This window comes from Gordonia sp. NPDC003950 (assembly GCF_053605205.1).
This window is the reverse complement of sequence record NZ_JBSGIT010000023.1, coordinates 81,697-95,185: the sequence shown is the minus strand read 5'-3', so window position 1 is coordinate 95,185 and position 13,489 is coordinate 81,697. Positions and strand designations below refer to the sequence as shown.

The 13,489-nt window shown below is 66.7% G+C and carries 10 protein-coding genes; 5 read left to right on the top strand and 5 right to left on the bottom strand.

What is annotated here, in order from left to right:
- Positions 1-56: 56 nt before the first annotated feature.
- Complete coding sequence (locus tag ACWETB_RS19040; protein WP_452212928.1) at positions 57-884, bottom strand: MarR family transcriptional regulator; 828 nt, start codon at positions 882-884, stop codon at positions 57-59.
- Between the two features lie 135 nt (positions 885-1,019).
- On the opposite strand from ACWETB_RS19040, the gene cysD reads away from it, so the two are divergent.
- From cysD to ACWETB_RS19025, 3 genes are read left to right on the top strand one after another with little or no spacing between them, the layout of a single operon-like run.
- Positions 1,020-1,955: a sulfate adenylyltransferase subunit CysD gene (gene cysD / locus ACWETB_RS19035; protein WP_452212920.1), complete on the top strand. Its 936-nt coding sequence runs from the start codon at positions 1,020-1,022 to the stop codon at positions 1,953-1,955.
- Complete coding sequence (cysC, locus tag ACWETB_RS19030; protein WP_452212918.1) at positions 1,955-3,835, top strand: adenylyl-sulfate kinase; 1,881 nt, start codon at positions 1,955-1,957, stop codon at positions 3,833-3,835. Before cysD ends, cysC begins: the two co-directional genes overlap by 1 nt.
- Positions 3,836-3,855: 20 nt before the next feature.
- On the top strand, positions 3,856-4,614 hold the full coding sequence (locus ACWETB_RS19025) for a 3'(2'),5'-bisphosphate nucleotidase CysQ (RefSeq protein WP_452212916.1): 759 nt from the start codon (positions 3,856-3,858) through the stop codon (positions 4,612-4,614).
- Between the two features lie 22 nt (positions 4,615-4,636).
- Here the strand turns inward: ACWETB_RS19025 and ACWETB_RS19020 are convergent, their stop codons facing one another.
- Positions 4,637-6,943 carry an Ig-like domain-containing protein gene (locus tag ACWETB_RS19020; RefSeq protein WP_452212914.1) on the bottom strand — a complete coding sequence of 769 codons (2,307 nt, stop codon included), beginning with the start codon at positions 6,941-6,943 and terminating at the stop codon, positions 4,637-4,639.
- 161 nt (positions 6,944-7,104) lie between these two features.
- Between ACWETB_RS19020 and ACWETB_RS19015 the strand changes: the two genes are divergently transcribed.
- Positions 7,105-7,542, top strand: coding sequence for an SgcJ/EcaC family oxidoreductase (locus ACWETB_RS19015; protein ID WP_452212912.1), 438 nt, complete (start codon positions 7,105-7,107; stop codon positions 7,540-7,542).
- Here the strand turns inward: ACWETB_RS19015 and ACWETB_RS19010 are convergent.
- The 3 genes from ACWETB_RS19010 to eccA all read right to left on the bottom strand — a co-directional run bounded on the left by ACWETB_RS19010 (position 7,511) and on the right by eccA (position 10,780).
- Positions 7,511-8,422, bottom strand: coding sequence for a YVTN family beta-propeller repeat protein (locus ACWETB_RS19010; protein WP_452212910.1), 912 nt, complete (start codon positions 8,420-8,422; stop codon positions 7,511-7,513). The two genes, ACWETB_RS19015 and ACWETB_RS19010, sit on opposite strands and share 32 nt — an antisense overlap.
- A 148-nt stretch (positions 8,423-8,570) precedes the next feature.
- A complete protein-coding gene (locus ACWETB_RS19005) occupies positions 8,571-8,987 on the bottom strand; it encodes a hypothetical protein (RefSeq protein WP_452212908.1) in 417 nt (138 codons plus the stop codon).
- Positions 8,984-10,780 (bottom strand): type VII secretion AAA-ATPase EccA, encoded by a 1,797-nt coding sequence (gene eccA / locus ACWETB_RS19000; protein ID WP_449742070.1) that lies wholly within the window; start codon positions 10,778-10,780, stop codon positions 8,984-8,986. The genes ACWETB_RS19005 and eccA overlap by 4 nt, the downstream gene beginning before the upstream one ends.
- A 253-nt stretch (positions 10,781-11,033) precedes the next feature.
- Here eccA and purL point away from each other — a divergent pair, with 253 nt between their 5' ends.
- Positions 11,034-13,340, top strand: coding sequence for a phosphoribosylformylglycinamidine synthase subunit PurL (gene purL / locus ACWETB_RS18995; protein ID WP_452212906.1), 2,307 nt, complete (start codon positions 11,034-11,036; stop codon positions 13,338-13,340).
- Positions 13,341-13,489: the final 149 nt, after the last annotated feature.

Genomic DNA, 13,489 nt, shown 5'->3' with positions numbered 1-13,489 from the left:
CCCGCTTCGATCGTCGCGGGATCGGCCCACTCGGGGAGCTCTTCCCCCAGGTTTCGTCACTCGCGAGACGGTGTGAGCCGTCCAGCCGCGGCCGTCGCCGCGTCGACGACGCGCTGGAGTTCGGGCGGTGTCAGATCTCCGGTGGGGCAGACGACGACCGACGCGGTCACCGAACCGGCCGCGTCGGTGACCGGGGCGCCCACGGTCACCACAGAGATCGTCGCGTCCGCGCCATCGGGCAGCTCGTCGGACAGGTAGTCGATCGCGGTGAGGTGGGACAGGATCTCGCCCATCTGACGACGCATTCCGGCAGGTAGATCAGTCGAGTCGAGGGAATCGAGTGCAGTCAGCAGGGTGACGTGCTCATCGGTCATCCGCTCGATGGCGACGCCCCGGGCGCGGACCGCGTCGAGGGCCAGGCCGAGCCGCGTGCGGAGGGCGGCGGGGGCACGGGCAATCCAGGCTGCGCGTGCCTCGGGGGCCTCCCAGGCGACGAATTCGCGGCAGACGGGAGGGCGTAGCGGCATCGTCGAACTCGTGGCCGGCCACTCGTGATGCCGGGATGGCTCGGAGGTGGAGACGCTCTCGATGATGGTCACCTCGCTGCCAGTGCGGCGGGCGACGAAGCAATCCATGGCCAGTTCCGCGGCGAGGTCTTCGAGAACCGGCCGTGCGAACCGGCTCACGGGATCGGCGTGCGCGATCGACACCGCGAGGTCTCTGAGGGCGGGGCCGACGGTGAAGTGGCCGTCGCCCGTCCGGTTCACCCAGCCGCGGGCTGCCAATTCGCTGACGACCGCGTGTGCTGTCGCACGCGAGTGCCGGGTTCGGCGGACAATGTCGGCGAGGGTCAGTGGGCCGTCGTCCGCGATCACCGTCACGATCTCGACGGTGCGTCCGGTGGGTGGCGATGGGGACCTGCGGTCGGGTGGTTGACCGTCGGAACGTCTCTCGCCTAGCGTGTCCGTCACATAGTCAATACTGGGTGTCGAATATTCGACGTGTCAAGGGAGTCTAGTGTGGCAGGGTCGTCGGCGTCAGCGGGCCGGATTCATTACGAGCTGAGTCACCTCGATGCCCTCGAGGCCGAGTCGGTGTACATCTTCCGCGAGGTGGCGGCCACTTTCGAGCGGCCGGTACTTCTCTTCTCCGGCGGCAAGGACTCGGTGGTGATGTTCCACCTCGCGCGCCGGGCCTTCTGGCCGGCGCCCATCCCGTTCCCACTGATGCACGTCGATACCGGACACAATTTCGACGAGGTCATCTCCTTCCGCGATCAGGTGGTCGAGCAGACCGGCGTGCGCCTGATCGTCAGTTCGGTGCAGGATGACATCGACGCCGGGCGGGTGGTCGAGCAGACCGGTCCGGGCGCCAGCCGCAACAGACTGCAGACCACGGCCCTGTTGCGGGGGATCGCCGAGAACCGCTTCGACGCCGTGTTCGGCGGCGCGCGGCGTGACGAAGAGAAGGCTCGCGCCAAGGAACGGGTCTTCAGTTTCCGTGACGAGTTCGGCGCCTGGGACCCGCGAGCCCAGCGTCCCGAACTGTGGCACCTGTACAACGGACGCCACCACAAGGGTGAACACATCAGGGTTTTCCCGCTGAGCAACTGGACCGAACTCGACATCTGGCAGTACATCGCCGAACAGCACATCGAGCTGCCGTCGATCTACTACGCGCATGATCGGCAGGTGATCCCGCGTGACGGAATGCTGTTGGCGGACAACCGTTTTCTCGAGCGTCTGCCAGGCGAACAGGCTCACACCGAACGTGTCCGGTTCCGGACCGTCGGTGACGCGACGTGTACCGGATGCGTGCTGTCGGACGCCGACACCGTGGCCAAGGTGATCGAGGAGGTGGCCGCCACCCGGGTCACCGAACGCGGTGCCACGCGCGCCGACGACCGGATCTCCGAGGCCGGCATGGAGGATCGCAAGAAGGAAGGGTACTTCTGATGACTGCGGATACATCCGCCGGTGGGGCCCAGATCGTCGGCGCCTCAGGCGAACTCCTGCGTCTGGCCACCGCGGGTTCGGTCGACGACGGCAAGTCCACGCTGATCGGCCGGCTGCTCTACGACGCCAAATCGATCTTCACCGACCAGCTGGAGTCCATCGAGCGCACCAGCGCTGAACGCGGCGACGAGTACGCGAACCTCGCCTTGCTCACCGACGGCCTACGTGCCGAGCGGGAACAGGGCATCACCATTGACGTCGCCTACCGGTACTTCTCCACTCCGCGACGGAAATTCATCATCGCCGACACGCCCGGACACGTGCAGTACACCCGCAACATGGTGACCGGCGCCTCGACCGCGGACCTCGCGATCATTCTGATCGATGCCCGCAAGGGGGTGCTGGAGCAGACCCGTCGGCACGCCTTCCTGTCGTCGTTGCTCGGCATTCCGCACCTGACGATCTGCGTGAACAAGATGGATCTCGTCGACTGGTCACGTGATCGATTCAACGAGATCTGTTCGGATTTCGTCGATTTCGCCGCGAAGCTGAACGTCGGTGATCTGACCTTCATCCCGATCTCGGCGCTGCGCGGCGACAACGTGGTGGATCCATCGTCGGAGATGGACTGGTACGGGGGCCGAACGCTGCTGTCGCACTTGGAGAATGTGCACATCGCGTCGGATCGCAATCTCATCGACGCGCGGATGCCGGTGCAGTACGTGATCCGTCCGCAGCGTGCCGACGGTGCCGACCATCGCGCCTACGCGGGGACGGTCGCCGGTGGCGTCTTCGCGCGCGGCGACGAGATCGTGGTGCTGCCCGGAGGTTTCACCACCACCATCACCGATATCTGGGGACCCGGCGGCACCAAGGTCGACGAGGCATTCGCGTCCATGGCGTGTTCGATCGAGCTCGCCGACGAGATCGACATCGTCCGCGGGGACATGTTGGCGCGTCCCAACAACCGGCCGTACGTCGGCCGCGACATCGACGCGATGGTGTGCTGGTTCGCCGACGACACCACCCTGGGTGAGCACAGCCGGTTCGAGATGCAGATCGGCACCCGCGCGACGCGCGTGGAGATCACCGGACTGACCTACCGGCTCGACGTCAACACGCTGCATCGCGATGAGTCGGCAACATCGCTGCGGCTCAACGAGATCGCTCGTCTCACCCTGCGCACGCAGCAGCCGGTGATGTTCGATTCGTACCGGCGCAACCGGGAGACCGGCAGCTTCATCCTCATCGACACCGCGAACAACAAGACCGTCGGCGCGGGCATGATCACCGCACCGGTGAGCCACGACAGTCACATCGTCTGGCAGACCACCAAGGTCACCCGCGAGCACCGACCGCACGCCGGTGCGACGATCTGGCTGACCGGCCTGTCCGGTTCGGGCAAGTCGTCTCTCGCGTCCGAACTCGAGCGACGCTTCGTCGCCGAGGGACGCCCCGCCTACCTGATGGACGGCGACAACCTGCGGCACGGGCTCAACTCCGATCTGGGGTTCAGCGACGACGACCGACGCGAGAACATTCGCCGTACCGCGGAGGTGGCGGCACTGTTCGCCGACTCCGGGGCGGTGGCCATCGTCTCGCTGATCTCGCCGTTCACCGACGAACGCACCCGGGCCCGGGAGATCCACACCGAACGCGGTCTGCCGTTCTTTGAGGTCTTCGTCGACACCTCGCTGGAAGAATGCGAACGACGCGACCCGAAAGGGTTGTACGCGAAGGCGCGACGCGGTGAGATCAGTCAGTTCACCGGAATCGACTCACCGTATGAGCGTCCCGAACACGCCGACATCGTCGTCACCCCCGACGACGGTGCCCCGGCCGAGGCCGCCGACGCGGTGCTGCGGAACCTGGGACTGTAAACCGATCTGGAGGAGATGTGATGGACGACCGCGCACTCGCGGGTGATCTCGCCACCGCGGCAGGCGAATTGCTGCTGCAGATCCGCGCCGGCGGACTGGCGGGCAAACAACTCGGCAAGGAGGGCGACATGCGCTCCAACGAGTTCCTGATGGCGCAGTTGGCCAACCGACGTCCCGACGACGCGGTGCTGTCCGAGGAATCCGCCGACGACAAGTCCCGCCTGCACGCCGATCGGGTGTGGATCGTCGATCCCGTCGACGGCACGCGCGAATACGGCATGCCCGGGCGCACCGACTGGGCTGTGCATGTGGCGTTGTGGTCGTCGGTTAACGGCGGTGAACTGATCGCCGGTGCGGTGGCACTGCCCGCGTTGGGAATCACCTACGTCGACGACGACACGGTGATCGAACCCACCCACGGTTTGGCGTCGCAGCCGAAAGGTGATCGGCCCCGTGTGGTGGTGAGTGGCTCACGGCCACCGGCCTTCTCGCAACCGGTCGCCGACGCGATCGGCGGTGAGGTGCTGCAGATGGGGTCGGCCGGTGCCAAGGTGATGGCCGTGGTGCGCGGGGAGGCCGACGCCTACGTGCACGCCGGTGGGCAGTACGAATGGGACTCGGCCGCCCCGGTGGCCGTCGCGCAGGCAAAAGGACTGTGGTGCGGTCGGATCGACGGTTCGCCGTTGGTGTACAACCGCGACGACACGTACCTGCCCGATCTCGTCATCTGCCGACCGGAGTTGCGGGACAAGATCATTGCGGTGACGTCGGCTGGCTGAGGCCTCTGAATGGAGGGTTGGCTCAGACCTCGTCGCCGACTGTGAGGGCGTCGCCGACGGTGATCAGTTGCTGCGTGGTGCCGCCGTGACCGTCGGAGACGGTGACGGTGAAGGTGTCGTCGGTGATCGCGAGAGCGTCGTTGCTGGTGTAGGTCCAGGCGCCGGTGGCCGGGTCGACGGTGGTGATGCCGTGCGTGGGGGTAGTGGTGATCGCGTAGGTGAGGGTGTCGCCGTCGATGTCGGAGCCGGTAACGGTGCCGGTGACACTCTGGCGGAGGACCGACAGCGCGTTCGAGCCGCTGTTGGCGACGTACACCGACGACCCATCCGGGCTGACTGCGGAGGTGACCGGTCCGGCCCAGGTGAACAGATCGCCGACGACGGTCCCGGTGGCGGTGTCGATGACCCTGACCTTGCCGGTGGCGTAGTCGGTCACGAAGGCTCGTGACCCATCCTGGTTGAGGGTGACGCCCAGTAAGTACCCACCCAATTCGTTGGCGTCGACTATTCCCGTCGTGGCGGTGTCGATGGTGGTCAGGTAGCCGTTGTTCGAAGTCACATACAGGGTCGATCCATCGCCATTCAGCGCTACATCGGTCGGATTGGGGCCGACGGCGGTGGTGCCGAGGATCGTCTTGCCGAACGTGTCGACGACGGTGATCCGAGAAGACCCATACGACGTGAGGTAGGCGCGTGAACCGTCGGCGCTCACCGCGATCTGGCGGGGCGCTCCGCCCACGTCGATGGTGTCGGTCACGGTCCCGGCGGCGGTGTCGATGACCGAGATGGTGCCCGAACCCTGGTTCGTCACATAGGCATACGAGCCGTCGGCGGACAACGCGATGTCGAGTGGGCCGTCGCCGACCGGGATGGTCGAGGTGACCGTGCCTCCGGTCGTGTCGACCACCGACACCGAGTCCGAGTCCCGGTTGACCACGTAGGCGGTGAGGCCGTCAGGTGCGAGGATGACGCTCTGCGGGGTTGCGCCCACCGGCACGGTCATCAGGATCTGGCCGGTCGCGGTGTCGATGATCGCCACGCTGTTGGTCGTCGGTGTCGTGACGTAGGCGCGGGTGCCGTCGGAGTTCATCACCACGGTGTGGGCGCCTGCCGGCAGGATGATGTTGCTGCTGGTGGAGGTCCCCGTGACCTCGACCGTCGCGCTCGGTGTGTTGTTGGCCGCGCCGATGGGCACGGTGATGGTGGCCTGTGAGCCGGATTGTGTTGTGGCGGAGAACAAGTGCTGATCGGCACCGTCGGTGGCGGTGATGGTGAAGGCGTCGGTGCCCGGCAGGGTCGGGTCGGCGGCGAGGTCGTGGGCGTAGTCGGCGTCGGGGATGTAGGTGTAGGTGCCGTCGGCGTGGATGACGACGGTGCCGTGAGTGGGAGCGGTGGTCAGGGTGTAGGTCAGGGTGTAGGTCAGGGTGTCGCCGTCGGGGTCGGTGGCGCCGAGACTGCCGGTGGTGACGCCGTCGGTGGTGGTCTGACCGCTCGGGGCGAGGGCGGGGTGGGAGTTGAGGTACCGCCGGTTGACCGATTGCCATGCGGCCCAGAGGAATCCGAGGGCTGGTGTGGGTGCGGGGGTGCCGGGTTCGGAGGCGGCCAGCGGGTTCCAGCCGAACAGGCCGAGGACGGCGGCGACGACGGCGGTGGGCGTGTTGACGACACGGTTGCCGCCCTCGTCGACGGAGTAGGGCGCTGGGCCGGTGGCGATGACGGGCGCGGTGTCGGTGGGTGCGGTGACGTCGGCGGCTGCGAATGCCACGGCGGCGCGTTCGGCGACTGCAGGAGTCGGTGTCTCGGTGGCACTTTCGGCGGCAGGGTTGTCGGTGTTGCTGTCGGAGCCGGGCGTCGTCGGCGATGCGTCTGACGGTTCGGGTGATGTCTCGATCGATGGGGTTGTCTCGGGCGGAATGATCGCGGCCGGAGACGACGTCGTCGACGAGTCGGGTACCGCGGCTGAGGTTTCCGGGGTCGGTTCAGTGGCCTCGGGAGTTTCGGGAGTGGACTGCGTGACGGGTGCGGAGTCGGTGGTGGGCACGGACTCGACTGCAGGTCCGGTGTCCTCGGTGGCAGGTGCCGGCTCCGCATCGGTCGCCGGGTCGGAGCTGCTCGTCGGCTCCGGGATACTCGCGGCATCCGAGGACGCGTCGGTTTCCGCCGATCCGGTTGTGTCGGGATGTGTTGTACCGGTTTCGGTGTCGGCATGGGCGACGGCTCCGAGATCGATCAAGGCGGGCGCGCCGAAGAGCAATGCCGCTCCGACGCCGACCCCGGCGGCTGCTCGGCGGGTTCGCGTTGCACGTCCGGTAACACGATGGCGGGTCATCGCCGATCCTCTCGTCGTGGCGGCGTGGTCGCCGGCCCTTGGTGTGAACCTAAGATGTGGCTGAGAGGCCGGAAAGCCCCCTCTTTGAGGGGCATACCTGTCCCGAGTCCATCGCTGCCGCCTTGACCTCAAGCGCGGTTGAGGTTCTACCGTCGGGATTCATGACCTCATCGCACAATTCTCTGACACGACCGGCGCTGCATCACCGGCAGGCGGGTATCGACGACGCGGTCGACGCCTTGCTCGACCATCTGCAGCGCGGACTCGATGACGCCGAGGCCGACACCTACGATGCCATGTTCGCCGACGACATCCTCTGGGGGACCCCCAAAGGTCAGGCGCTGCAAGGCTTCACGGATCTGAACACGATTCATCGGACGATGATGCCCGCGCGCGTCGCCCCGTCGTCACGATGCGTGGTGGCTCAGGTGCTCGCGCCCGCCCCCGGTGTGGTGATCGCCCAGATCGGACGCCACGCCGTCGACGGCGGGTTCTCCGAAATGGCGATGTACGTCCTCGCCGAACGCGACGGGCGGTGGTGGGTGGCGGCGGGTCAGAACACGCCGATCACCGACACCCTTCCGGGACAACAGGGTTGACGTGACGAGGGCCGGTGGCAAGGTCGATCAACGACAGCGAGTTCCCGCAGTAGTTGGTGACATGCGCGACGCCCGTCGATCCGATGGTCACACCGGTGGGTCCGGCACCGACAGGCACGGCATCGTCCACCCGCATCGATTCCACGTCGATGATCGTGACGGTGTCCGCGCTCGGATCGGTGACGACGGCCGTGGCACCGTCGGGTGCGGTCGCGACGAAATACGGAGCGACGTCGACGAAGATGGTCTCGACCACGACGCGCCGACGCGTGTCGATGACCGAGACCGTACGAGAGTCGGCATTGGTGACCAAGACGGTGCGGCCATCGGGTGTGATCGCCACGGAGTACGGGTGCGCACCAACGGAAATGGTGTCATCGGTGGTGCCGGACACGATGTCGACCACCGAGACGCTGTTCGAATCGGCGTTGGCGATGTAGGCGTGTCCGTCGTGACCGATCGCCATTCCGCGGGGGTTGGCGCCGACGGTGATCGTGTGAATGCTCGTCGTCCGCGAGGTGTCGACGATCATGACGGTGCCGGCATCGGTGCTCACCGCCACAGCCTCGCCGCCGGGACTGGCCGTCACCGAATGCGGTTGAGTGCCGGCCACGATGGTGTCGACGACCCTCGCTGCTCCGGTGTCGATGGCGGAGACGGTGCCCGAACCGGTGTTGGTCACATAGGCGGAGTTGCCGGCGATGGCGATGAGCGTGGGATTGGTGCCGACCGGAATGGTGGCCGACACACTCCCGGACGTGGTGTCCACCACGGAAACCGTGTTGTCGCGATGGTTGGTGACATAGGCGGTACGGCCGTCGGCTCCGATCGCCACACCGAACGGACCGCATCCGGTCGGGATGATTCGTGGCCCGACCATCGTAGGAAGCCCACCGGTCCACCCTCGTGACATCGTCACCGCGTCGTCCACCCCTTGATCGGTTCCCTCCCCGGACCCGAGTTTGATGGTAAGGGCGGGCGGGCGTCGGCACATGCCCCCACTTCTGGGGACATCGGGCGGGAGGGGATCAGTTCGTCGGGAGGTTGCCGGCGAGAATGTCGGCGATCGTCGTGTCGGGAAATGCCGGACAGCTTGCCGACATCAGGTCGACGACGACCCCGAGCCGGGACGGGTCGGCGGTGGCACCGTTGGCTCGCAGCACGGCGACCTGTGTCGAACGATCCAGTGTCACGAATTCCCGGCAGGTCATCGTCGTCGCGTTCGCCGGTGCGGGTACGTCACTGATAGGCGCTTCTGAACTGGACGATGTTGTCTCCGTCGTTGTTTCGTCCCAATCATCGGTGGTGGTCGTCGTCTCGGTGGTGGTGATGCCGGTGGCGTCGGGATCGGCGACAGGATCACCCTCGACGGTGCACGCGGCGAACCCGGCGACGATGATGACCGCCGCGGCCACCGCCGGTGGGACTCGTTGGGCAAGCTTCACACGTGACTCCTGGTGGGTAGCAGACCCGAGAGAACTGATGCGATGGCTGCACGGAGATCCGTTGTCTCGATACGCATCAGATCATCTTGGGATAGATTCTCGAGATCGCCCGACGCGGACAGGCGAAACTCACGTTCTTCTTCGGCGGCCTCGATGATATTGCGGATGAAGCGGCCATTACCGGCCAGGTCGGTCGCGCGGTGGAATCCTGAATGATTTTGTTGCACATCGTGATAAAGGGGAGTGCAAGCGAGTTCGAGCTCGGCCATGGCGTCCGGGGTGAGGACCGAGTCGCGACGTGCGGCCAGGTACTCGCCGATCTGCGCGAGCTCGGCGGGGGTGTAGGAATCGAAGCGGACGCGCCGGCCGAACCGCGAGGCGAGACCGTCGTTGGCGGCGAGGAATCGATCGATCTCGGAGTCATACCCGGCGATGATCACCACCAGGCGATCGCGATCGTCCTCCATCCGGGCCAGCAGGGTGTCGACGGCTTCGCGGCCGAAGGCATCGCCGCCGGAAAGTCCTTGCTGGATCAGGGTATACGCCTCGTCGATGAACAACACGCCGTCCATCGCGGAGTCGATGAGCGCCGACGTCTTGATGGCGGTGCTGCCGAGATGTTCGCCGACGAGGTCGCGACGGGTGGCCTCGACCACCTTGTCGGTGGCGATGAATCCCAGTCCGCAGTACAGTTTCGCGATCACCCGGGCAACGGTGGTCTTGCCGGTGCCCGGAGGTCCGGTGAAGGCCAGGTGCAGGCTGCGGGCGGAGGTGGACAGGCCGCGGTCGGCACGCACCTTCGCCAGTGTCGCAGCCGACTTCAATTTCGCAACCTGCTCCTTGACCGTGGTCAGCCCGATTTGGGCATCGAGTTCGCGTTGCGCATCGGCCACGAGATCCTCACCGGTGCCGCCATGTTCGTCATCGGGCGCGATTGGCTGCTGTGCGGAGGCCGGGTCCCATCGATCGCTGCGGGCGTCGATCTCGTCGGCGGTGGTGACGGTGACGCGGATGCCGGGATTGCGCATCGCGGTGGCCGCGGCGGTGAAGCCGGGATCCCGGGCGACTGCCTGCTCGAACATCGATCGGCCCTTGTCCTCCTGGCCGGTCTCCCGCAGTGCGAGCCCGAGCGCATAGAGCGCGCGCGTCGCGCACGCGGGGATCGGCCCCTCGATGGCGTGCTGGAGGCGGCGTGCGCCCTCACCGAACATGCCCAGTTGGACGCAGGCGCTTCCGGCCATGTAGTCGGCGGCGGTACGCAGGTACTCATCGGTCCATCGCTCGGCGCCCGACACCGCCGAGAGCACATCCGGCCAGCGTTGCGCCGAGAAGTGCAGCACTCCGCGCATGAACTCGATGATCGGAGCGGTGACGGGTATCGCGTCGAGGACGTCGGACGCCCCGGCCAGGTCGCGGCCCCGGATCAGGGTGGCGGCGTAGGCGCAAGCGGCGTGGGCGGCGTCGACGAGCGGATAGTCGATGAACATGCCGGTGTACCAGCGGCCGACGAGCGTGCCGGGCGGCAGCCCCAGACGCCGCTGCTCGATGCCGATCGCGTCGCGGTGGCGGTAGATGGCCAGCAGTGTCTCGTCGGCGGTGTCGCTGTGGGTGCCGATGGTGCAGGCGAGCCGACCGATCCACGCGTCGGCCATCCGGGGATCCCATTCGCTGGCCCGCGCGAACGCCTTGGCCGCCTGGTCGGGATTGTCGACGGGCTCCGTGCCCTCGACCCGAATGCCCAGCGACAGAACGCCGAGTTCGAACAATTGCCGTGCCCTGCCGACGTCGACCATGCGATCCCCCCCACCCGTGCCTGCCCGCGCAGTATCGGGACAGCATAGTGGTGCTGTCCGCACCTTCGTCGGGGTCTTCGGTGGAGCGATGAACGACTGACTGCGTTGTCGTCGATCACGATGACGCTGTCATCGCTCACTCCGCCGCCTCGCCGGTCGCCCATCGCTCCACCGAATACCCCGGACGAATTTTGCGAACAGCACCACTCATCGCCGAACAGCGTCGGTTTGGTGCACTGTCTAGAATGGCCTGGTGAGTGATCAGACCGGCGCCGCGCCGCATTCCGTGGACACCGTTTCGACCGCCTCCGAGAGCCCCGATCTGCCCCAGCCGTTCCGTGAGCTCGGCCTCAAGGACGACGAGTACGAGCGCATCCGCGAGATCCTCGGCCGCCGCCCGACCGACGCCGAACTGGCCATGTACTCGGTGATGTGGTCCGAACACTGCAGCTACAAGTCGTCGAAGGTGCATCTGCGCTACTTCGGCGAGACCACCACCGACGAGATGAAGGCCGGGATGCTGGCCGGCATCGGTGAGAACGCGGGCGTCGTCGACGTCGGCGACGGCTGGGCGGTCACCTTCAAGGTCGAATCGCACAACCATCCGAGTTACGTCGAGCCCTATCAGGGTGCGGCGACCGGTGTCGGCGGCATCGTCCGCGACATCATGGCGATGGGTGCCCGTCCGATCGCGGTGATGGATCAGCTACGTTTCGGCCCGGCCGACGCCCCCGACACCCGTCGCGTCCTCGACGGCGTGGTCCGCGGTGTCGGCGGTTACGGAAACTCGCTCGGCCTGCCCAACGTCGGCGGCGAGACCGTCTTCGACGCGAGTTATGCGGGCAATCCTTTGGTGAACGCGCTGTGCGCGGGCGTTCTGCGCACCGAGGACCTGCAGTTGGCGTTCGCGTCGGGCACCGGCAACAAGATCATCCTGTTCGGTGCGCGTACCGGCCTCGACGGTATCGGCGGCGTGTCGGTGCTGGCTTCGGAGACCTTCGACGACGACGGTACATCGGGGCCCAACCGTAAGAAGCTGCCGAGTGTGCAGGTGGGTGACCCGTTCACCGAGAAGGTGCTCATCGAATGTTGCCTGGAGCTCTACCATGCCGGACTGGTGGTGGGCATCCAGGATCTCGGTGGCGCCGGATTGTCTTGTGCCACATCAGAATTGGCGTCGGCCGGTGACGGCGGCATGCACATCGAGCTGGAGAAGGTGCCGATGCGGGCGGTCGGCATGACCCCCGCCGAGGTGCTCTCCAGCGAATCGCAGGAACGCATGTGCGCGGTCGTCACGCCGGAGAACGTCGACGCCTTCCTCGCGGTGTGCCGCAAGTGGGATGTGCTCGCCACCGTCATCGGTGAGGTCACCGACGGCGACAACCTCGTCATCACCTGGCACGGCGACACCGTGGTGGACGTGCCGCCGCGCACCGTCGCCCACGAGGGTCCGGTGTACGAGCGTCCCGTCGCCCGCCCGGACTGGCAGGATGACGTGACCGCGTCGTCGACGTCGTCGCTGGCCCGGCCGTCCACCGACGACGAGCTGCGCGCAACCCTGCTGCAGATGCTCGCGTCGCCGGCGCTGTGCAGTCGCAAGTTCATCACCGAGCAGTACGACCGCTACGTCCGCGGCAACACCGTGCTGGCCGAGAACGCCGACTCCGGGGTCATCCGCATCGACGAGAAGAGCGGTCGCGGAATCGCGTTGGCCACCGACGCGTCGGGTCGCTACACCTTCCTCGACCCATACCGCGGAGCACAGCTGGCTCTCGCCGAGGCCTATCGCAACGTGTCGGCGTCGGGCGCGAGCCCGAAGGCCGTCACCAACTGCCTCAACTTCGGATCGCCGGAGGACCCGGCCGTGATGTGGCAATTCCAGCAGGCCGTCCGTGGCCTCGCCGACGGCTGTGCGCAACTCGGCATCCCGGTGACTGGAGGCAACGTCAGCTTCTACAACCAGACCGGTTCCACCGCGATCCTGCCGACCCCGGTGGTCGGCGTGCTCGGTGTCATCGACGATGTCACCCGCCGCATCCCGACCGGATTCGGCACCGAACCGGGCGAGACGCTGATCCTGCTCGGTGAGACCCGCGACGAGTTCGACGGGTCGATCTGGGCGCAGGTCGCCCACGATCACCTCGGCGGAACCGCGCCGTCGGTGGATCTCGACCACGAGAAGCTGTTGTCGGCGATTCTCACCGCGGCTTCCCGTGACGGCCTGATCTCCGCCGCCCACGATCTCAGCGAGGGCGGTCTCATCCAGGCCGTCGTCGAATCGGCCCTGGCTGGCGAAACCGGTTGCCGCATCCTGCTTCCCGAAGGTGCGGATCCGTTCGTGTGGCTGTTCTCCGAGTCGACCGGACGTGTCGTCGTCGCCGTACCGCGCACTGAGGAGTCGCGATTCTCGGCGATGCTCGACGCCCGCGGCATGCCGTGGACCCGCATCGGCGTCGTCGATCAGGGCAGCGACGCGGTGAGCGTGCAGGACCACTTCGAGGTCACGCTCGATGAACTGCGCCAGGTCTACGAGGGCACGCTGCCGGGGCTGTTCGGCTGACGACCTCGCCTTCGCGCGCACTCATTTACTTCCCGCGTACCGATATCGTTACGCGGGGAGTAAACGAGTGCGCGGGAAGCTGGTGGGCTTACGTCGACGTGCGGTCGTTGCGCGGGGTGTGACGCTGGCCGGTCCGTGTGATTCGATGA